The organism is Ramlibacter sp. AN1133, from assembly GCF_037890035.1.
Taxonomy (GTDB): Bacteria; Pseudomonadota; Gammaproteobacteria; order Burkholderiales; family Burkholderiaceae_C; genus Ramlibacter.
In genome coordinates this window covers 161,896-183,174 of record NZ_JBBKTQ010000010.1, presented here as the reverse complement: position 1 = coordinate 183,174, position 21,279 = coordinate 161,896, and the positions used below count along the sequence as shown (strand labels likewise).

The 21,279-nt window shown below is 71.4% G+C and carries 14 protein-coding genes and 1 tRNA gene; 6 read left to right on the top strand and 9 right to left on the bottom strand.

What is annotated here, in order from left to right; genetic code table 11:
• Positions 1 to 7: 7 nt before the first annotated feature.
• The 3 genes from WG923_RS16435 to WG923_RS16425 all read left to right on the top strand — a co-directional run bounded on the left by WG923_RS16435 (position 8) and on the right by WG923_RS16425 (position 10,093).
• Complete coding sequence (locus WG923_RS16435; protein ID WP_340352048.1) at positions 8 to 3,700, top strand: eCIS core domain-containing protein; 3,693 nt, start codon at positions 8 to 10, stop codon at positions 3,698 to 3,700.
• Between the two features lie 149 nt (positions 3,701 to 3,849).
• Positions 3,850 to 8,988 (top strand): hypothetical protein, encoded by a 5,139-nt coding sequence (locus WG923_RS16430; RefSeq protein WP_340352047.1) that lies wholly within the window; start codon positions 3,850 to 3,852, stop codon positions 8,986 to 8,988.
• 73 nt (positions 8,989 to 9,061) lie between these two features.
• The gene (locus WG923_RS16425; RefSeq protein ID WP_340352046.1) at positions 9,062 to 10,093 is read left to right on the top strand and encodes a hypothetical protein; all 1,032 of its coding nucleotides are present in this window, start codon (positions 9,062 to 9,064) and stop codon (positions 10,091 to 10,093) included.
• Between the two features lie 27 nt (positions 10,094 to 10,120).
• Here WG923_RS16425 and WG923_RS16420 read toward each other — a convergent pair whose 3' ends face one another.
• The 7 genes from WG923_RS16420 to petA form a co-directional block, all read right to left on the bottom strand.
• Positions 10,121 to 11,506, bottom strand: a complete 1,386-nt coding sequence (locus WG923_RS16420; protein ID WP_340352045.1) for a sigma-54 dependent transcriptional regulator — start codon at positions 11,504 to 11,506, stop codon at positions 10,121 to 10,123.
• A gap of 140 nt (positions 11,507 to 11,646) precedes the next feature.
• Positions 11,647 to 11,722 (bottom strand) — tRNA-Thr (locus WG923_RS16415).
• Between the two features lie 156 nt (positions 11,723 to 11,878).
• Positions 11,879 to 12,373 carry a ClpXP protease specificity-enhancing factor gene (locus tag WG923_RS16410; protein ID WP_340352044.1) on the bottom strand — a complete coding sequence of 165 codons (495 nt, stop codon included), beginning with the start codon at positions 12,371 to 12,373 and terminating at the stop codon, positions 11,879 to 11,881.
• Positions 12,374 to 12,412: 39 nt separating this feature from the next.
• The gene (locus WG923_RS16405) at positions 12,413 to 13,024 is read right to left on the bottom strand and encodes a glutathione S-transferase N-terminal domain-containing protein (protein ID WP_061500777.1); all 612 of its coding nucleotides are present in this window, start codon (positions 13,022 to 13,024) and stop codon (positions 12,413 to 12,415) included.
• A gap of 99 nt (positions 13,025 to 13,123) precedes the next feature.
• Positions 13,124 to 13,879: a cytochrome c1 gene (locus WG923_RS16400; protein ID WP_340352043.1), complete on the bottom strand. Its 756-nt coding sequence runs from the start codon at positions 13,877 to 13,879 to the stop codon at positions 13,124 to 13,126.
• Positions 13,880 to 13,900: 21 nt separating this feature from the next.
• Positions 13,901 to 15,310, bottom strand: coding sequence for a cytochrome b (locus WG923_RS16395; protein ID WP_340352042.1), 1,410 nt, complete (start codon positions 15,308 to 15,310; stop codon positions 13,901 to 13,903).
• A 4-nt stretch (positions 15,311 to 15,314) separates the two neighbouring features.
• A complete protein-coding gene (gene petA / locus WG923_RS16390) occupies positions 15,315 to 15,914 on the bottom strand; it encodes a ubiquinol-cytochrome c reductase iron-sulfur subunit (protein WP_340352041.1) in 600 nt (199 codons plus the stop codon).
• 149 nt (positions 15,915 to 16,063) lie between these two features.
• On the opposite strand from petA, the gene mscL reads away from it, so the two are divergent.
• Positions 16,064 to 16,513 (top strand): large conductance mechanosensitive channel protein MscL, encoded by a 450-nt coding sequence (mscL, locus tag WG923_RS16385; RefSeq protein WP_340352040.1) that lies wholly within the window; start codon positions 16,064 to 16,066, stop codon positions 16,511 to 16,513.
• 86 nt (positions 16,514 to 16,599) lie between these two features.
• Here the strand turns inward: mscL and pdxA are convergent, their stop codons facing one another.
• Entirely contained in the window at positions 16,600 to 17,619 is a 1,020-nt protein-coding gene (gene pdxA / locus WG923_RS16380) for a 4-hydroxythreonine-4-phosphate dehydrogenase PdxA (RefSeq protein ID WP_340352039.1), read from the bottom strand.
• A gap of 91 nt (positions 17,620 to 17,710) precedes the next feature.
• On the bottom strand, positions 17,711 to 18,469 hold the full coding sequence (locus tag WG923_RS16375; RefSeq protein WP_340352038.1) for a Nif3-like dinuclear metal center hexameric protein: 759 nt from the start codon (positions 18,467 to 18,469) through the stop codon (positions 17,711 to 17,713).
• 92 nt (positions 18,470 to 18,561) lie between these two features.
• Between WG923_RS16375 and WG923_RS16370 the strand changes: the two genes are divergently transcribed.
• Positions 18,562 to 19,827, top strand: coding sequence for a diguanylate cyclase domain-containing protein (locus WG923_RS16370; protein WP_340352037.1), 1,266 nt, complete (start codon positions 18,562 to 18,564; stop codon positions 19,825 to 19,827).
• A gap of 64 nt (positions 19,828 to 19,891) precedes the next feature.
• Positions 19,892 to 21,064 carry a trypsin-like peptidase domain-containing protein gene (locus tag WG923_RS16365; protein ID WP_340352036.1) on the top strand — a complete coding sequence of 391 codons (1,173 nt, stop codon included), beginning with the start codon at positions 19,892 to 19,894 and terminating at the stop codon, positions 21,062 to 21,064.
• Positions 21,065 to 21,279 lie beyond the last annotated feature (215 nt).

The window sequence follows — 21,279 nt, the reverse complement described above, 5'->3', positions numbered from 1 at the left end:
CCGCCCGGTGAGGCGCTGGACCGCCCCCGCGCCGGCGCGTTACCACGTGCCGGTGCCGGCCGGCGCGGCGAGTGCGGGGGCGGCCGCGCCGCAGGCCGTGCACGAGGCGGGCGCCACTCCGAAGCCGGGGCTGTCGCGGCTCGGGAACCAGGCCGTCCAGCGCAGCATCGCCGCGGCGCGCTCCGATCCCGGGGCGCCGCTGGAGGGGGCCGCCCGCGCACAGCTGCCGCCCGGCTTCGGCCCCGTCGACGACCTGAGGGTGCACACCGGTCCGGGGGCGGTCGCCGCGACCGCGGCACTCGGCACCCAGGCGTTTGCCGTCGGCCGCGACCTGTTCTTCGCCAGGGGGGCCTTCGAACCGGGCACCGCCGCCGGCCGGCGGCTGCTGTCCCACGAAGTCGCCCACGGCATCCAGCAGCGCCGTGCCGCCTCGAATGCGCCGCCGGCCGCCGGGACGGCCGAGGCCGAGCGGGACGCGGACCACGCGGTGGCGACCGGCAGCGCGCCGCGGTTGCAGGCGGCCGGTGTCCAGGTCATGGCCTCCCCGGACCCGCCGGTGCGCACGCGCGCCGGGCAGCTGTACGACGAGTACATGGCGATCAGCGGGAAGTGGTACGAGCGCCTCGACCACTCGGCGGAGTTCGGCGACAGGCTGCTGGGACTGATCGACGCCGGCGAGATCGTCCTGGTCACCGATGTGTTCAACCTGCTCGCGGCGAACCCCGACGTCGGGGCCGCGGAACGCCGGGTCATGTCGACCCGGATCGTCCACGAAATCCGCCTGGAAAAGCTGGACGAACTCGCCGGCAACGAAGCGGGCCGCACCCTCCTGGCCGCCATTTCCGATCCACTGCAGTGGGGCTGGCAGCGGCTGCGGGCGCTGGTGCGGGTCGAGGACGCCCTCGCGCGCGCGCGCGGCCATGAGGCGGCGCAGCAGACGCTGGCGCAGGCGGGGCAGGAGGTCGACCTCATGGCTCAGCCCGAGGTGCTGAAACCCCTGGACGTCGCGGACGTCGGCCCAGGCCTTGCCCGCGTGCGGCTGATGCTGGCGCGGCTGCGCGAGCGCTACGAGGCCGACATCGAGATCGGGCCGGCTCTCGTGCAGGCGGAGACGGACCTCGAGGCGCGGTTCGCGCTGAAGCAGGGCCAGGAGATCGACCTGGAAGACGACGCGCGCCAGCTGGGTGCCGCGTCGGCCATCGTCAGCCGGTTCGGCGAGGCCATGGGCAAGTTCGATCGCATGCTGCCGGCGCCGGGGGCGGCCGCGGACGGCGATCCGCTCACCCTGCACTACCTCCAGATCATCGGCGGCGTCCGCCATGACTGGATCACGGCACTGGACCAGGCACTCATGCCGGAGGGGCCGAGGCTGCTGTCGATCGCCGAGGCCCGGTCCGCAGCCCTGCCCGACGCCCTCGTGCAGCTCTACCTGGGCAGCGTTCCCGAACACGGACGGCATTTCACTTACCTTGGGCAGAGCGTGGCCGGCATGGTGGCCTGGGTCCGGTGGACCCAGGCGAAGATGGCGGCGCTGCGCCAGGAGGCGGGCGATCCGCCGAGCGGCACGCCGGCGGACGACGAGGCGCGCGACCAGCGCCGCCGCCGTGACGCCCAGCTGATCGCCTACAGCCTGGAAGGCATCCGGCTCTGGGACCGGGCGATCCGCGGGCACGAGGAGGTGTCGCTCGGCGTCTCGCCGATCGGGCACGTCGCGCCCCATGTCATGGCCACCTACGCCAGCCTGGGCCGTCTTCGCACCCGCTGCGAGGCGATGAAGACGGCGGCCCTCGCGGAGGACGTCGAGACGCTCGCCGCGCTGGCCAGGCGCAACCGCGAAGACCCGGACATCGAGCAGTTCTTCCACAACCTGCCGGGGTTCATCGCCAGCGCCAACCTGCTGCCCGGCCTGGTCCTGCAGATCCTGATCCAGTTCACCGTCCTCAAGGTCGCGTCGATGGCGGCTTCCGCGGCGGGCGGGCTGGTCTCGGCGGGGGAAGGCGCGTCGCTGCTCAACGTGTCCGCCCAGGTCGCGCTCGAGTCGCTGGTCTTCACCGGCACGAGCCGGGTGATGAATGCCGCACTCGGCCAGCCGTCCAAGGACTCCTTCCTCTTCGACCTGGCGATGAACGTCGGCCTGTTCGGCATGTTGCGGGTCAGCGGAGCGGCGGTTCGCTCGGCGATGGTCTCGCGCGGGCTCGAGGAGTACGCCGGCGTGGCAACCCACGTCAGCTCCTTCGCCCTGCTGCAGGTGCACGGCGTGCTCCACTTCGCGATCTCGCAGCAGCGCTGGCCGAGCGCCAAGGAGATCGGCGACCTGTCGGTCGACGGCCTGATCATGTACGGCGCCCTGGTGGCGACGCACCGCCCGCCGGCGGTGAGGCCCAAGCCGCATTCCGGCCTCGCCGTCCTCGAGATGCTGCACGGGAAGTTCGGCGAGCGGCTGGCGTCGGTGGAGACGGCGAAGACCCGCCTGGCCGCCCGGATCTACGAGCAGATGCGCGCGGAACAGGCCGCGGATCCGGCGCTCCAGCAGCAGTTGCAGGCGCAGGCCGCGGCACTCGAGAGCTCGCTGGCCCAGGTGCTGGCGCAGGTCAAGGCCGATCCGCTGTTCGACGCCGCGAAACTGCGCGAGACGCTGCAGGATCCGGCGTTGCAGAGCGCCGCGACCAGCTCGGAGCTGCTCGCCGAATCCTTCGGCGTCCCGGCCGCCGCGGAACTCACCCCGGCAGGCGAGACGCAATACTCCTATGCGCCGGGCGCCACCGAGGTCGTGGCGCAGGCGCTGGAGGCGAAGAACGCCGTCGTCACCGACGTGGTCGACGCCGCCGGGCAGCACACCCTGGTCGCGGAGGTGCCGGGTGAGCCGCCGATCTTCCTGAGCGAGCGCGCCGGCCCGCCCGAGACACGCACGCCGAAACGCATCTACGTCCCGTCGGCGCCGGTGCCGGCGCCGCCCCCGACGCCGACGCGCACCCGCTCGATGCCCAAGGGCGAGGTCTTCGCGCCGGAAGGCGGCGTGACGAAACAGGGCGCCACCGTGGTTCGCCGGGCTGCCGGCAACACAGACCTGACCATCGACCAGGCGAACCTGAAGGCGGGCGGCGACCCGAACGTCCACGAGGCCCTGGTCAAGGAGCACTTCAGGCGCTCGATCAACCGCGGCGAGATCCCCGGCCGGCTGGTCAGCGGCCACAAGATGAACATACGGGGCTACGCGGAGGCCATTCCGGAGCGCGCCGCCGACCCACCCAGCCTCGACGAGGCCACCCGCGATTTCATCGACCGGCCGGAAAACTCCACCCTGCGCAACGAGCTGGTCGACCGGCTGATCCGCCTGCGCAATGCGCTCCGGATGCCGGCCGCCGAGCTCTCCGACGCGACGATCGCGGGCGATCCCTGGGACGCGTCGGCCCGCCTGCAGGCCAAGGCCGAAGCGGCCCAGGCTCCGGCCATGCTGCGGCGCGCGGCCGACGACTACGTCGCCATGTTCTCGCGCTCCATCGGCGACCTGCAGCCGGACATGATGATCGTGGACCCGCGCTCGGTGAAGGTCATCGACGCCACGCATACCGTCGGCACCCAGTTCGAGGTGTTCCACGAGTTCAAGACCCGGCTCTACATGCGGATCATCGAGCAGCTCACGGGCCTGCCCGTCACCGGCCTCGAGTTCCGCTCGCCGCGCGAGCAGCGGTCGCTGTAGATCCGGGGCCGCGCGGAACGATCTCATGGGCCTGATGCAACCGATCTGTCGGCTAGGAGCCTGGGCGGCAGAGAAACGGGCCTGCGCCGGGGCCTGGAAGCCTGCCAGCCTAGGCACGCAGCCACGCGATCGCGGGCGCGGAGGCCTCCATGGCTGAAGGCGGCAAGCAATCGGCCGGCGCTGCGCCGCGCGCGGCCGCCGCGCGGGCGTCGCGGCCGGCGGGCCCTGCTTCCGCTCTTCGGCATGCATCGACCGCGGCGCCAGCCAGCGCCGGCAACCAGGCGGCGCAGCACGGCTTCGCCGCCACCGGCACGCCCGGTGTCGCCACCGGCTTGCCGGCCGCACAGCCGCCGTCCTCGCAACTGGAACGGATGTTCGGCGCCGGCCTGACGCGCGGCGTGCGCATGGACTTCGGCGTGGCGGCCCCCGGCGGCCGCAGCAGCGCGCGCGCCGCCGCCAACCTGGACACGCTGCAGTTCCGCGATCCGCAGCCGCCCGCTTCCGTGCTGGTGCATGAACTGGCGCACGTCGCGCAGGCGCGCCGCGGTGCGGGCGGCGTCCGGCCCAGCGGCCGCGCGGCGCTGGAAGCCGAGGCCGAGGCCGCCGCGCGCCAGCCCCTGGGCACGCCACTGCACCTGGCCGGCAGCAGCGACGGTGGCTGGCTGTACGACGATCCGCCGCGCGGCGCCGCGGAGCTGCGCCGCGCGCTGTTCCCGAGCGTGCTGCTCCCCTTCGACCCCAACCTGGTGCTCGCCATCCTGCGCGAGAACGCCACGCCGCCCGAGCGCATGGCGCGCCTGCGCGCCGACTACGGCGCCAACTTCTTCCGCGACCTGCGCGACAAGCTGACCGGCAGTACCTGGGGCGCGGCCCGCGCCTACCTGGGCGCGCAGCTCACGCTGGCGGAGTTGATCCAGACCCACACCGGCACCGTCTGGGACGACGAGCGCGGCATCTTCGACGCCCTCGATCGCTGGCCCGACGCCGACGTGCTGCGCATGGTCGAGGAAGACGTGGCCGGCGCATCCTTGCCGCTGCCCGCCGCGGGCCCGGCCGCACCTCCTGCGTCCACCGAAGCGTCGGCAGCACCGGGGCCGGCAGCCGCGGCGCCGGCCCCCGCGCGCGCCACCTGGCCCGAGGTGACCGCGGCGCTGGCCGCCGCGCTCAGTGCCGACGAACAGTACCGCGCGACCCAGCTGCTGCTGACCAAGGCCGAACGCGCGCGCGCCGCCCGGCCCGTGACCAGCGCCGCCGCACCGGGCGATGCCATCGCCACGATGCGCGTGCGCTACGCCTTCTCGCGCATCGAACTGGCCGAACGCGAGGAACGCCCGCGCGATGCCTACCTGGCCGTCGCCGACCTGAACGCGGCCCAGCGCGCGCTGCTGCTGCCGATGCTCAACGGCCGCAGCTGGCCCGACCTGGGCAGCGCGGCCGACACGCTGCGCAGCATCGTGGCCGAAACCGACGACGCGGTCGCGCTCCAGCGTGCCCTGCGCGCTGCCGCCGACGGCCGTGGCGACATCTCGCCCACCATGCTCAGGCACGCCGCCGGCCGCGCGGGCGCGCTCATCACCCGGGCGCGGGCGCGCGTGGACCTGCCGCCGGCCAGCCTCTCTCCCGAAGACCTGGCCGCACGCAATGCGGAAGTCACGGCGCTGGAGCGGCAGCTGCACGACGCCGGGCTGGTGCAGGCGCTGTACTTCGCCTCGCCGGAAAGCGGCGCCGAAACGCTGGGCGCGCTCGGCGTGCCGGCCCATCGCATCGCCGCGCTGACGGTCAACCGCGTGGGGACGTTCGCCGAGCTGCTGGCGTGGATGCGCAGCATTCCGGCGGCCAACCGGCTGGAGGTCACCAACTCCGTCTGGTACCAGTCCAAGATCACGCAGGTCCTCGGCATCCACCCGGCGCCGGCGCAGCTGGAGGTGCTGTGCGCGGCGATCTACGAGGACAACCCCGAACTGGCGGACACCGACGTGGGCCGCGACATGCAGGCGCTGCTCACGGCCTACGACATCGAGCAGCGCTGGGCCGCCGAGGACCGGGTGGCGGTGTGGACCGCGCTCGCGCGCATGCCCGAGGACAGGCGCACGCGGCTGGCCGCGCATCCGCGCATGACCGCGCTGATCGCCCGGCTGGCGCGCGGGACGGCGGTGGAGATGGTGCAGGCCGGCGAGCTGCGCCGTGCGCTGGCCGGCGAGGCCGATGCGCTGCTGCGCCAGGACGCGCTGCAACTGACGGTCCGGGGCGGGCGCGTCACGTTCGTGATCGCCGATCCGCGCGCGTACATCCAGCTGGTCAACAACGATCCGGCGGCCCAGGCCGAACTGCGGCGCGGCCTGGTGGTGTCGCGGCGGCGCACCGAGCATCCCGACGAAAGCTTCACGCCCGAGGACCTGCGCTGCGCCGACCGCTACGAAGCGCTGCAATCCGCCGTCGACGCCATCGACGATCCGGCGATGGACGAGGCGCTGCGCAATGCCGCCTTCGGCGAGATCGCCCTGGCCGGCGCGGGCGCGCCGCAGACGCCCACCTCGGAAGCGGACTTCATGCACTACCGGCTGGAGGACCGCGTGGGTTCGCTGCGCACCGAGGGCTCGCGGATCCGGGACGCCTGGGCCTGGGAAGGCACCACCGTCGACCAGGCGGTCGCCGAGTTCCGGTTGCTGTACGAGCGCATCCGCGAGGGCGGCGTCAGCCAGGCCGAACTGGCGCAGCTGGCCGACCTGTACTACCGCGCGATGAACGCGATCGACGTGTTCGCGCCCGGCAACCGCTCGTTCGCCTCCAGCGCGGCGATGATGGCCGCGGCGGTGGCCGGCGCCATCGTGGTCACGGTGGCCAGCGGCGGCACGCTGGGGCCGGTGGCGATCGGGGCGCTGGCCGGCTTTGCCGGCGCGGCGGCGGCCGGCGTCACCGGCTATGCGATCCGCGGCGAGTCCTCCACCGCCGACGTGCTCACCGATGTTTCCACCGGCGCGGTGGAAGGCGCGGTGGCGGTGGCGAGCGCGGCGCTGGCGGCGCGCATCGTGCACGGCGCGGCGCTGGGCCGGCCGGCCGCGCAGGCGGTGCGGATGGCCAGCGGCAACTCGGTGCGCGCGGCCACCGGCGGGGCCGGGGCGGTGGTGGCCGAAAGCATCATCGACGGTGCCATCGGCGGCGCCAGCGGCGAGCTGTTCCAGACCGCCATCGACGAGAGCACCTGGAACCGCGGCGTGGCCTCGGCCTTCGCCGCGCTGCTGGCGGCCATCGCGCGCGGCGCCGCCTTCGGCGCCGGCGGCGGCCTGATCGGCGGCGCGATCGGGCTGGCGATCCGGCGCGTGGTCGGCAGCCTGGGCGCGAGCGAAGCGCAGGAACTCGGCCGCCTGCTGCAGCAGGCCGGCATCGCCAACGCCGACCGCCTGAGCACCGAGACGCTGGAGGCGATCGCCGCGGCCAACCGCCTGGCGCGCGCCGGCGACATCGACGGCGCGCAGGCGGCGCTGCGCGGCGTGCGCGGCCTGGTCGCGGCCGATGCCGCGGCACTGGAATCGGTGATGCGCCGCATGCACATGGTGCGCGCCGCGCTCGACGTGGGCGAGGCCGATGCCAGCCGCTTTGCCTCCCGCATCACCGAGGTCGACGAAGCCGAATTCCTGCGCCGCGCCACCGACCGGCGCGCCCATGCGGTGGTGAGCTTCGAAGGCGGCGAGCCGCACGTCTACGTGCGGCGCGGCTCGCCGCCGTCCGCGGTGCGCGAGGAGATCGAGCACCTGCTGCAATGGCATGGCGACCCGGTGATGCGCGCCCGCATGGCGGAGGTGGCCGGCGTCACCGACGAAGCCTGGCGCGGCATGGCCGCTGCGGAGCGGGTGCGCATCGCGCGCGAGTCGCTGATCGTGGAAGCCGACGCCCAGCGCCGCATCCTGGCGCGGGTGGAAGGGCGCGCGCGCAGCGGCGATGCGCTGGCCGAGGCGGAGTGGCTGAGCGCCGACGAGGCGCTGTTCGACCTGAACCGCCGCATCCGCGAGCTGGAGACGGCGCTGGCCCGGCCGGAGGGCATCGACCTGCGCGCGCTGCGGCTGGACACGCCCACGCCGCCGCAGTTCTACGCCACCGTCACGCCGGGCGAGGTGGCGGCGGAGCTGACGGCCGCGCAGCGCGCGACGCTGGAGCGCTTCGAAGGCCGCAGTGCCGGCGCCGCGAGCGTGCAGCGCGAGCTGCGCAACGCCGGCTACGTGCTGCACGAGCGCAACGGCCGCGTGTTCCGGATCCAGCGCCCGCCGGAAGGGGCGGTCGACCTGCCGCACCTGACCGTGGGCCCCGACGGCAGGATCACGCAGGGCCGCGCCGGCTGGCGCTCGCACGAGGACCTGCGCGCCGATGCCGAGATCGTCTGGCGCGCCGAGCAGGACCGCCTGGCGCGCCTGCAGGCCGACGTCACCGCCGGCCGCCTGCGCGGCGCGGCGCTGGCCGATGCGCGCACCGCGCTGCGCGGCACGCCGTTTCGCAACCACCTGCGCGGCCTGGTGGAGAGCGGCGCGATGAACGAGGCCGATGCCGGCCTGCTGCTGGTGTGGGGCGACTTCGTCGAGGACGTGGCGCAGCGCATGGAGCGCGCGCCGTCGGCGCTGCGCGCGGTGAGCGGGTTGCCGAGTACGGCCGGCGGCATGACCGACGCCGCATTGAGCACCTTCCGCAGCACGCTGCGCGAGGAGGTGGCGCAGTTCGTCGCCGCCATCCGCAGCGGGCGGCGGCGCATGGAGGTGCTGCACCAGATCCTCGAGGCCGCGCCCGACAACCGCACGCGCGGGGAGCTGTTCACGGCGTTCCGCCAGCGGCTGTGGGCGGCCGAGGGCTCGAGCGTCACCCGCGTGGTGGATGCGGCCGGCGAGCCCGTCAGCCCGACCTTCGACTTCCCGGAATTCGGCACCTCCGGCCGCCGCACCGCCGACGACCTGGTGGACGTGGCGGCCGGCCACGGCACGCTGCCGCGCGGCCGCTATGCGGTGGAGGACAAGACCGGCGCCGGCGCCTTCAGCATCGCCCAGGCGCAGGACTACGCGCGCACCACCGCGCCGCGCCGCGGCCTGCGCCGCTCGCCCACCGCGCCGGCCAGCGAGGACCTCAACGGCATCGTCTACGTCTTTTCCACCCCGGCCGATGCGCAACGCGCGCTGGCGCAGATGGAAGCCGATGCCCTCGTCGCGCCGCTGCTGGGCCGCGCGCGCGGCGGGATCCACGTCGCCCATTACGGGGTCGACGGTTCGCTGGTGTTCTCCGCGCATACCGCGCCGGTGCGGCGGTGATCGGCCGCCGATGCGTGGCCGACGGTCTACGATGTGTCGCTGATGCCTGCCGATGCCCTGCCGGGTCCTGCCGATGAAACCTGCCGCTCCTGATGCTGTCCGTCCTGCCGCCGCGCCGCTGCCGCAGGCGTTGCGGCTGCTGGTCGAATGCCCCGTCGCCACGCCGCTGCCGGTGGTGGGCGGCGCGCTGATCGCCGCCGGCGGCAGCGACTTGGGCGCGTGGTCGCTCGGCGGACCCGCCGGCCGCCAAGGCAGCGGCGCCGACGCGCTGGCCCAGGCGCTGGCCGGTTCCTTGAAGGGGCTCGACCACTTCCTTTCGGTCGAGGTCAGCAAGGAAGGCGTGCTGCTGCCGGTGATCGCCGCCCGCCACGCGCAGCGGCTGGTGCTGCGCTGCCAGTGGGATCGGCCGTCGACCGGCGCCGATGCGGCGGGTGCCTCGGCGGATGCGCGCAAGTGGCTCGCGCAGGCGCAGGCGCTGCTCGCCGCGCTGCTGCCCTCGCTGCCGGCCGGATTGGCCGAGATCGCGCGCGAGCCGGATGACAGCGCCTCCTTCATCCCTTCGCCGCCGCTCGCGCGGCTGCGCCACGCGTGGCTCACCGACGACGCCGAAGTGCAGGCCGTCTACGGGCCGGCCGCCGCTGCCTTCCTGGCCGCCTGGGACGCTCGCAGCGAGCTGGAGGGCCGCTGGCTGCTCACGCGCGCGCTGGATGCCGTCAGCGAGCCGGACTGGGCCGCTGCCGTGACGGACGACCAGCTGCGCCTGGCCAAGGCGGCGCCCGCGGGCGAAACGGACTGGCACCGCGCCGTGGCGGCCGACTGGAACCGCCGCTGGCTCGCTGCGCCGCACGAGCACCTGAACTTCGTCGCCCGCGACGAGAAGAAGGCCCTGGTGGAGTTCGCCACCAGCGCAGGCCTGTCGCTGGGCGAGCTGCAATCGCTGCACGAATTGCAAGCCCAGGGGCAGGACGGCCGGGGCCGGCCGGTGCGCACGGTGCGCGTGGTCTATCCGTCGGTGGAGGAAGCCGCCGTCGACGCCGGTGTGCTGGCGGACCTGGGGATAGCCTGCTTCGGCCAGGGCGCGGACGGGGAGCTGGTCGCCGTGTGAAAGCGGCCGGCGCCAGGCGGGTCGCGCTCAGCCAGCCTGCGGCTGCGACTCCCGGAAGCGCGCCGCCTCGATGCGGTACTTGCGCATCAGCGCGAAGAAGGCGCGCCGGTTCTTGCCCGCCGACTGCGCGGCATGGGTGACGTTGCCGCCATGCACCGTGAGCAGTTGCTCGATGAAGCTGCGCTCGAACTGGGCGACGACCTGCGCCTTGGCGGTGCGCAGGCTGACCTGGGCGGCGGCGGCACCGGTGTCGTCGGGCAGGTCGATGTCGGCTTCACCCAGCACCTGGCTCGTGGAAACGATGAGGGCGCGTTCGATCACGTGCTTCAGTTCACGGACATTGCCGGGCCAGTCGTAGGAGAGCAGCTTGTGCAGCGCGCCGGGGGACAGGCCGGCTTCGGCCCGCTTCATCCGCTGCGACAGCTTGCGCACGAAGAACAGCGCCAGCGCGGCGACGTCGCCACGCCGTTCGCGCAGCGGCGGCAGGCGCAACGACAGCACGTTCAGGCGGTAGTACAGGTCCTGGCGGAAGGTCCCCTGCGCCACCATCTGCGGCAGGTGCCGGTTGCTGGCGGCAATCACGCGCACGTCGGCGTGCTGCACGCCATTCGCGCCGACCTGCCGGTACTCGCCTTCCTGCAGGAAGCGCAGCAGCTTGGGCTGGGCCATGAGCGGCAGGCAGTCCACGTCGTCGAGGAACAGCGTACCGCCTTCCGCCTCGCGCACCAGGCCCTGGCGGGCCACGTGCGCGTTCGTGAACGAGCCGCGCACATGGCCGAAGAGTTCGCTCTCGATCAGCTCGGCGGGCACCGCGCCGCAGTTGACCGCCACCCAGGGACGCGCGGCGCGTGCCGAAAGGTAGTGGATCGCCTGCGCGCACACTTCCTTTCCGGTGCCCGTCTCGCCGGTGATCAGCACGCCGGAGTCGCAGGCGGCAAAGGTCGGCAGCATGCCGATCTGGCGCAGGAAGGGTTCGCTCGAGCCGATGCAGTCGACCGTTGACAGCACGCCCGGTTCACGCACCAGGGGGCGCGCCGAACAGAAGCGCCCGAGCAGGAAGGCGATGCGCGCGCGCAGTTCCGCCGCATCGTGCGCCAGGGCAACGTAGTCGTCGGCACCGGAGGCCAGGAGCCGCAGGATCGTCTGCTCGCTCGGCGCGTTCCCGACCACCAGGATGGCGGCCAGCGGTTCGCTGCGACGCAGGCTTTGCACGGCTTCGATGATGCGCGTGCCATCGCTGCCGTCCTGGTGGTCGCAGGCAAAGATGTAGAGATCGGCGCCGGCGGCCGCCGGCCTGGAGGCGTCGTCGCGCTCGAGCACGACCCCGTCCATGCTCGCGACGGCTTCGATCAGGGCGGCGGCGCGGTCCTGCTGTCGCGGCGTTCCCACCAGACGGGTCTTGGCGATTGTCATTGGCAGCGCACGACGACCTTACACGTCCACGTCGTGCGGTGCAACAACCCAAAGTGACGACCCGCATGCACGGACATGCCTGCTTACAGGAAAAGCAGGTGGCAGCGAAGGAGCGGCCGCGGGAGACCGGCCTCGGAGGATGGTGCCGATTGTCCGAATCGAACGGACGACCTACCGCTTACAAGGCGGTTGCTCTACCGACTGAGCTAAATCGGCCTGAGGGGGATTCTAGGCTGCCGAAATACCAAACATCCGGACGCAGAGGACGCGAAGGGTACGCAAAGGACGCAAAAAAGACCAAGAAAACTTCAAAGGTTTTCTTTTGCGTCCTCTGCGTACCCTTCGCGTCCTCTGCGTCCGGAAGTCCGCCTTCTATTTCACCCGCTTCAGCGCCGGCCGCGGGCCGGTTGGCGGACGCGGCGGCTCCTCGGGGGGCGTGGGCGCGCCGGCTTCGGGCACCAGCTGCACCACCTTGCTTTCGCCTTCCGCGGCGGCCGGCACGCTCGTGAGCGGCGAGGGCTTGGTCTCCTCGGCCGGCGCACCTGGCACCGGCACCGGGAAGGCCATGCCCTGGCCGTTCTCGCGCGCATAGATCGCGATCACCCGGTTCACCGGCACCATGATCTCGCGCGCGGTGCCCGCGAAGCGGGCCTTGAACTCGATGAAGTCGTTGCCCAGTTTCAGCGAACTGGTGGCGTCGTAACTGATGTTCAGCACGATCTCGCCGTTCTTCACGTACTCGCGCGGCACCTGCACCGTGTCGTCGACCAGCACCGCCACGTACGGCGTGAAGCCGTTGTCGGTGCACCATTCGTAAAGGGCCCGGATCAGGTACGGGCGGGTGGACGTCGATTCCAGTGCGTTCATGCGAGGGGCGCAGTACTTCGGCAGCCGGCCAAGTATGCGCTACTTGCGCATCACCTTTTCGGAGGGGGTCAGCGCCTCGATGTACGCCGGGCGCGAGAAGATGCGCTCGGCATATTTGAGCAGCGGCGCCGCGTTCTTCGACAGCTCGATGCCGTAGTAGTCCAGGCGCCAGAGCAGCGGCGCGATGGCCACGTCGAGCATCGAGAAGTTCTCGCCCAGCATGTACTTGTTCTTCAGGAACACCGGGGCGAGCTGCGTGAGGCGGTCGCGGATGTGCGAACGGGCCTTCTCCAGCGCCTTCTCGTTGCTCTTGGCCGCGCGGGACTCGAGCGTGGAGACGTGCACGAACAGTTCCTTCTCGAAATTGAGCAGGAACAGGCGCACGCGGGCGCGGTCGACCGGGTCGCCGGGCATCAGCTGCGGATGCGGGAAGCGCTCGTCGATGTACTCGTTGATGATGTTCGACTCGTACAGGATGAGGTCGCGCTCGACCAGGATGGGCACCTGGCCGTACGGGTTCATCACGTTGATGTCTTCCGGCTTGTTGTACAGGTCGACGTCACGGATCTCGAAATCCATTCCCTTTTCGAACAGCACGAAGCGGCAGCGATGGGAGAAGGGGCAGGTCGTTCCCGAGTACAGCACCATCATTTTGAAAGTCCTCTAAAAACCAAAAAGAGTGGGTGCGAAGCAGCCCACTCTACGACAAGTCCGCGCGTGCGGCCCCCGGCCGCACCGCGTTCTGTCCGCTTACTTGATATCTTTCCAGAACGCCGCATTGAGGCGCCAGAACACCACCAGCAGCACCGCCAGGAACAGCATGACCCAGGCACCGACGCGCACGCGGTGGTTCTGCGCCGGCTCGGCCATCCACTGCAGGTAACCCACCAGGTCACCGACCGCCTGGTCGTATTGCTGGCTGGTCATCTGCCCCGGCGTCACCTGCTTCCAGCCCTTGAACACCTCGACCTCGTGGCCGTGGGACTCGGTCTTCTCGAACTGCGGCTCGCGGTCGCCCTGCAGTTCCCACAGCACGTGCGGCATGCCGACGTTGGGGAACACCAGGTTGTTCCAGCCGGTGGGCCGGGTGTCGTCGCGGTAGAAGGAGCGCATGTACGTGTACAGGTAGTCCGCGCCCGTGCCGCCGTGGCCCGCGCGCGAACGCGCGATCAGCGTCAGGTCCGGCGGCACCGCGCCGAACCATTCCTTGGCTTCCTTCGGGTCCAGCGGCGACTTCATGGTGTCGCCGACCTTGTCCGTCACGAAGAGCAGGTTGTCCTTGATCTGCTGCTCGGCGAGGCCGATGTCCTGCAGGCGGTTGAACCGCATGAAGGCCGCCGAGTGGCAGTTCAGGCAGTAGTTGACGAACAGCTTGGCGCCGTTCTGCAGCGCCGGCAGGTCGTTGGTGTGGCTGGGCGCCTTGTCCCAGGCGACCTCGCCTTCGGAGGCCTGCGCGCCGGCCATGCAGCCGAGCGCCAGCATCAGGGTCAGGATCAGTTTTTTCATGTTGGGACTCTGCTCGGCCTCTCAATGCGCGAAGGTGACGCGCTCGGGCAAAGGCCGGAACTCGCCGATGCGGCTCCACCAGGGCATCAGCAGGAAGAAGCCGAAGTAGTAGACCGTGCCGAACTGCGCGATGGCGGTGCCCACGGGAGACGGCGGCTGGATGCCGAGGTAGCCGAGGACCACGAACAGGACCACGAAGATGCCGTAGAGCCAGTAGTTCCAGCGCGGGCGGTAGCGGATCGAGCGCACCGGGCTCGCGTCCAGCCAGGGCAGGAAGAACAGGATGATCACGGCGCCGCCCATCACGACCACGCCCCAGAACTTCGCGTCGAAGGTCTTGAGCAGCACGATCGCGATCACGGCGGCCACGACGGCCACCACCTTGCCCATGAAGGACAGTCGGCTCTTGAGGAAGGTCCAGATCGCGGCCAGGGCGACGATGATGCAGAACACGTTCACCATCGTGTCGGTGGTGGCACGCAGCATCGAATAGAAGGGCGTGAAGTACCAGACCGGCGCGATGTGCAGCGGCGTCTTCAGCGGGTCGGCCGGGATGAAGTTGTTGTACTCCAGGAAATAGCCGCCCAGTTCCGGCGCGAAGAAGATGATGGCGCTGAACACCATCAGGAACACGGCGACGCCGACCATGTCGTGCACGCTGTAGTACGGGTGGAAGGGGATGCCGTCCACCGAGTGGCCCTGCGCGTCCTTCGGGTAGTCCGGGGCCTTGATGTCGATGCCGTCGGGGTTGTTGGAACCCACGTCATGCAGCGAGAACAGGTGCGCCACGACCAGCCCCAGCAGCACCAGCGGGATCGCGATCACGTGGAAGCTGAAGAAGCGGTTCAGCGTCGCGTCGCTCACCACGTAGTCGCCGCGGATCATCAGCGCCAGGTCGGGGCCGACGAAGGGCACGGCGGAGAACAGGTTCACGATCACCTGCGCGCCCCAGTAGGACATCTGGCCCCAGGGCAGCAGGTAGCCGAAGAAGGCCTCGGCCATCAGCATCAGGAAGATCGAGCAGCCGAAGATCCACACCAGCTCGCGCGGCTTGCGGTAGCTGCCGTAGATCATCGCCTTGAACATGTGCAGGTACACGACGATGAAGAACGCCGAGGCCCCCGTGGAGTGCATGTAGCGGATCAGCCAGCCCCACGGCACGTCGCGCATGATGTACTCCACCGAGGCGAACGCCAGGTTCGCGTCGGGCTTGTAGTGCATCACGAGGAAGATGCCGGTGACGATCTGGATCACCAGCACCAGCAGCGCCAGCGAGCCGAAGAAGTACCAGAAGTTGAAGTTCTTCGGAGCGTAGTACTCCGACATGTGGACCTTGTACGCGTCGTACGCGGTCGGGAAGCGGTTGTACAGCCAGTTGTTGACCTTCTGGCCGACGCTGGCGTTGGGGGAGATTTCCTTGAATTCGGCCATGGCTCTACGCACTCTTCTTGTCTTCGCCGATCAGGATGCGCGCGTCCGACAGGTACATGTGCGGCGGCACCTCGAGGTTGTCGGGCGCGGGCTTGTTCTTGAACACGCGGCCGGCCAGGTCGAAGGTGGAGCCGTGGCAGGGGCACAGGAAGCCGCCCTGCCAGTCGTCCGGCAGCGAGGGCTGCGGGCCGGGCTGGAACTTGTCGGTGGGCGAGCAGCCGAGGTGCGTGCAGATGCCCACGGCGACGAAGTACTCCGGCTTGATCGAGCGGCCTTCGTTCTTCGCGTAGTCGGGCGTCGGGTAGGCGTTGCGCTGCGAGTTCGGGTCGGCGACCTGGTCGTCCAGCTTCTTCAGGCCGGCGATCTGCTCCGGGGTGCGACGCAGGATCCACACCGGCTTGCCGCGCCATTCCACGGTCATCTTCTGGCCCGGCTGGAGCGCCGAGATGTCGACTTCGACGGGGGCGCCGGCAGCCTTGGCGCGTTCGGAGGGCTGGAAGCTGCTGACGAAGGGCACCGCAGTGAAACCTGCGCCCACCGCCCCGACGCAGCCGGACGCGATCAGCCACGTCCGTTTGCTGGCGTCCACCGTGGAGTTGCTCATGGGGTCCTCGAGGATCTCTGTTTAAGGGTCAACCCGCGATTGTAGCGGAGCGTGTCAAGGGGTCCGCCGGGGCGCGACACTTGCACCAGGCTGACGGCAGGCGGGCTGACGCATACTCCCGGGCACCAAGACCAACGAGAGGAGCCTGCATGAAGCTGCTGCACGAATTCCGCGAGTTCGCGATCAAGGGCAACGTGGTCGACCTGGCGGTCGGCGTGATCATCGGCGCCGCCTTCGGCAAGATCGTCGACTCGCTGGTCGGCGACGTCGTGATGCCCCTCCTCAGCCGCATCCTCGGCAAGCTGGATTTCTCCAACATGTTCATCGTCCTCGGCGACGTGCCGGCCGGCACCGCCATGACGCTGGATGCGCTGAAGAAGGCGGGCGTGCCGGTGCTGGCCTGGGGCAACTTCATCACCGTGGCCATGAACTTCGTGATCCTGGCCTTCGTGATCTTCCTGATGGTCAAGCAGATCAACCGGCTGCGGCGTCTGCATACCGGCGAGGGCAGGCCCGCCCCCGCCGCGGAGCCGGCGCCGCCGCCGGAGGACGTGCTGCTGCTGCGGGAGATCCGCGACAGCCTGAGAGTGCGGGCGTAGACCGGCGGCGACCGCGCGCAACGCGCGCCGGGAACCCCGGCTTCGCTTCGCTCGCCGTTCGCTGGGGTTCCTTCGTCACCACCAGCCTACGAAATTCCCGCCAGCTCCTTCGCCATCCGGATCGCCTCGCACAGGCTCGACGCGTCCGCCCGGCCGCTGCCCGCGATATCGAACGCCGTGCCGTGGTCGGGGCTCGTGCGCACCAGCGGCAGGCCCAGCGTCACGTTGACGCCTTTCTCCACCCCCAGGTACTTCACCGGGATCAGCCCCTGGTCGTGGTACATCGCCACCACCACGTCGAACTCGCCGCGGCGCGCGCGCATGAACACCGTGTCGGGCGCGAACGGACCGTGCACGTCGAGGCCGGCCGCCCGCGCGTCGACGATCGCGGGGACGATCACCTCGATCTCCTCCCGGCCGAACAGGCCGCCCTCGCCCGCATGCGGATTGAGTCCGGCCACGCCGATGCGGGGGTGCCGCCCCAGCATGGACGCGAGCGCGGCATCCGCGATGCGCAGCGTCTCGCGCACGTTGGCGAAGGTCACGGCATCGAGCGCCTCGCGCAGCGCCACGTGGATGCTCACGAGGACGGTGCGCAGTTCGTCGTTGGCCAGCATCATGCGCACGGGCATGCAGTCCAGCGCCACGCCCGCGTGGGCCGCCGCCTCGGCCTGCAGCAGCTCGGTGTGGCCCGGGTAGGGCAGGCCCGCGGCCGCGAGCGCTTCCTTGTGCAGCGGCGCCGTGACGATGGCGGCCACCTCGCCGCGCAGCGCCGCGCTCGCGGCCCACAGCACCGCCTGGGCCGCCAGGCGCCCGGCGGCCTCGTTGATTTCGCCCCATGCCGGCAGCGGCTCGACGGGAGCGCCGACCTGCAGCACGGGGATGCAGCGCGGCGGCACCTGCGCCGCCTCCTCCACGGAATCGATCAGGGCGAGGGCGAGCGGCGGCCGCCCGCGGGCGATGGCCGCGGCGCCGCGCCGCATGCAGGCGAGGTCGCCGGCGACGAAGCAGCCGGCGGTGAGCCCGGGACTCTCCGCGAAGGCCTTGGCGATGATCTCCGGCCCGATGCCCGCCGGATCGCCGATGGTGATGGCAACCGGTTTCACAGGAACCTCCCCCAGGCTTGCCGCTTCGTGGACTGCGCCTCCCCCCTCCGCCAGCGGAGGGGGCCCGCGCCTTCGGGCGGCCGTGCGGCGCTCACGCCGGATTCTCGATGTCGACGAACACGTGCTCGATCCCGAGCTGCTGCGCGACGTGCGCCGCCACCGCCGGCGCGCCGTAGCGCTCCGTGGCGTGGTGGCCGCAGGCGATGAAGGTCACGCCGCATTCGCGCGCGTAATGCGCCTGCGGCTCGGAGATCTCGCCGGTGAGGAAGGCCTGCGCGCCGGCCGCGATCGCCGCCTCGAAGTACGACTGCGCGCCACCCGTGCACCAGCCGATGCGGCGGATCGGCCCGCTCGCGCCGGCCACGCAGGTCACGGGCCGGCCCAGCGCCTTGCGCACGTTCACCGCCAGGGCCTCGCTGTCGGCGAAGTCCGCGCCGTCGGCGCGCTCGCCGAGGAAGCCCAGGTCCTGCTCGCCGAAGCGCGTGTCGGCCCGCAGGCCGAGCTGCTGTCCGAGCTGCGCGTTGTTGCCCAGCTCGGCGTGCGCATCGAGCGGCAAATGGTAGGCGAACAGGTTGATGTCGTACGCCAGCAGCAGGGCGAGGCGCTGCTTCATCCAGCCGGTGATGCGGCCGTCCTGCCCGCGCCAGAACAGGCCGTGGTGCACGAAGATCGCGTCGGCCTCGCGCGCGATGGCGGCCTCGATCAGCGCGCGGCTCGCCGTAACGCCGGAGACCATGCGCCGCACTTCCACCCGCCCCTCCACCTGCAGGCCGTTGGGCCCGTAGTCCTTGAAGCGCTCCGGCGCCAGCAGGGTGTCGAAGGCTTGCAGCAGGTCGCTCCGGTGCGTCATGGGGGAAAGGTCACAAGGTTCAGGCCGCATTCTGCTACGGCGCGGGCGGCGCCGCGGCGCGAACATCGCCCCTCCTCCTGGCTGGAGCCGCGATGGACAAGCTGACGCTGATGCTGTGGTGCATGGCCCTGGGCGCGATCGGGGCGGTGGCGCTCGCCCGCACCGGCGACCTGGCGGGCCGCCCCAGCGTGGCCAAGCTGCGGGTGGTGGGCTACCACGTGAGCGTGTTCCTGCTGGTGCTCGTGCTCAGCGGCGTGCTGCGCCACGCGGCCCAGCCGGGCCCCGCCCGCCTGCAGTTGCTGCAGGTGCTGGCCGGCCCCGTGTGCGTGGCGCTCGCCAGCTTCTGGATCCACGGCTGGCTCGCGGCCGGCGAACGCGACCGCCTGATGGCCGCCGTGCTGCGCCTGTCGGCCTTCGCGCTGCCGCTGCTGGCGCTCGCGATCCTGCGCCTGCCGGAAGACCAGCAGCTGCCCGCGGCCGCGGCGCTGTCGCTCGCGGGCAGCGCGCTCGCGTGCTGGCTGACGTTCCGCGCCTGGATCCTCGGCGACCGGCTGGCGCTGGCGATGGCCGCCGGCTGCATGCTCACCCTGCCCGCCCTCGCGGGCCTGTACGCGCTCGCCATGCATCCGGGCGCCGGGTCGCCGCTGGCGCAGGCCGGCGTCGCGCTCGCCGCCACGGTGAGCAACGCGCTCACCGGCCGCATGCTGTGGCGGCGCGAGCGGCACGCGTGGCGCACGCGCGAGACGGGCAGCGTGCCCGCGGTGGACCCGGTGACGCGCGTGCACAGCAGCGCCGCGCTGGTGCACCGCCTGGTGCAATCGCAGCAGCGCCGGCGCCGCACCCGGCGCGAGGGCGCGCTGGTGGCCGTCACGGTGTTCGACGCCGACCGCATCGCCACGCAGGTGGGCGCCGCCGGCCTGCACGAGGTGTGGATGACGGTGGCGGCGCGGCTGCAGCGCCAGGTGGGCGTGGTCAACCCGGTGGGCCGCTACTGGGACCGCTGCTTCGTCGCGCTGGTCGAGACCATCCCCGCGCCCGGCTGGCTGCGCGGCCTCGGCCTGCGGCTGGCACGCAGCCTGCGGCGCCCCATCGAGGTGACCGGGCGCGACGGCGAGCCGGTGCGCGTGCAAGTCGACGTCGGCATCGGCGTCGTGCACCTGCCCGCCTTCCACCCCGAAGTGGAGGATGTGCTGGACCAGGCACAACGCCTGGCGGAGGCCGCCCGGGGCATGCACTCGCGCGCCGCCACCGCGGACCCCGCGAGCGGCCGGCCGGTGCCGATCGAGGAAGCCCGCTGGGGTCGTCGCCAGCGGCGCCGGCGCGAGCGCCGCGCGGACGCCCGGCTCGCCCTGCAATAGCAGCGCTGCGACCCGGCGGGCCTTGCATCCCGCATACACTTGGGCTTTCCGCAACCCCGAGCACATGCGACGCTACTGGCTCGTCTTCTCCCAGGCGGTGACCATCCTGCTGGCCGCTTACTTCGTCGTCGTCACGATGAAGCCGGAATGGCTGAACCGCCGCCCGGTCATGAGCGCCTCCACCGGCATCGCCCTGCAGGAAGCCCCCACGCCGCCCAGCGCGCCGGCCCCGCCGGGGAGCTTCCGCTCCGCCGCGCAGAAGGCCTCGCAGGCGGTGGTGAGCATCAACACCAGCAAGGCGGCCGACCGGCCCTCCTCCAGCGACCCGTGGTTCCGCTTCTTCTTCGGCGACCAGGGCGCGGTGCCGCAGAGCGGCCTGGGCAGCGGCGTCATCATCAGCACCGACGGCTTCATCCTCACCAACAACCACGTGGTCGAAGGCGCCACGGAGATCGAGGTCGCCCTCAACGACAGCCGCAAGACGCGCGCGAAGATCATCGGCACCGACCCGGAGACCGACCTCGCCATCCTCAAGGTGAACCTGGACCGCCTGCCGGCCATGACGCTCGGCAACTCGGATGCGCTGCAGGTCGGCGACCAGGTGCTGGCCATCGGCAATCCCTTCGGCGTCGGCCTGACCGTCACCAGCGGCATCGTCAGCGCGCTCGGGCGCAACCAGCTGGGGATCAACACCTTCGAGAACTTCATCCAGACCGATGCGGCCATCAACCCCGGCAACTCCGGCGGCGCGCTGGTGGACGTCAACGGCAACCTGATGGGCATCAACACCGCGATCTACTCGCGCTCGGGCGGCAGCATGGGCATCGGCTTTGCCATCCCCGTGTCGACGGCCAAGCTGGTGCTGGAAGGCATCGTGAAGGACGGCGTGGTCACGCGGGGCTGGATCGGCGTGGAACCGGCGGACCTGTCGGTCGAGCTGATGGAGACCTTCGGCGTCAAGGCGAAGAAGGGCGTGCTGATCACCGGCGTGCTGCAGAACGGCCCGGCGGCCCTGGCCGGCGTGAAGCCCGGCGACGTGGTCGTCCAGGTGGGCGGCAAGGACGTCGCCAACGTCTCCGAACTGCTGTCCACGGTGGCGGCGCTGAAACCGGGCACCGCCACGCAGTTCAAGCTGCAGCGGCGCGACGACGGCGTGGAAGTGACGGTGACGCCAGGCAAGCGGCCGAAGCCGAAGCAGCAGGCGCCGCAGGTGGTACCGGGTCTGCCGGGGCGCTGAGGTTTCCGCTCATCGTCTGAAGCGGGGAAAGAACAGCGGCTCCCCCCGGGCCGGACCAGGACGGGTCACTGTCCGGCTCAGCGAAATCAAGGAGGAGGCGCGGGCGCGGCGCCAGCACGGGCAACGGTTCTCACCCGCGCCGGGGGACATTCGCAGGGACGGACAGTCCCGGGCTGATCCGGCGGGGAGTCAACGGTGCCAAACCGACGGGGTTC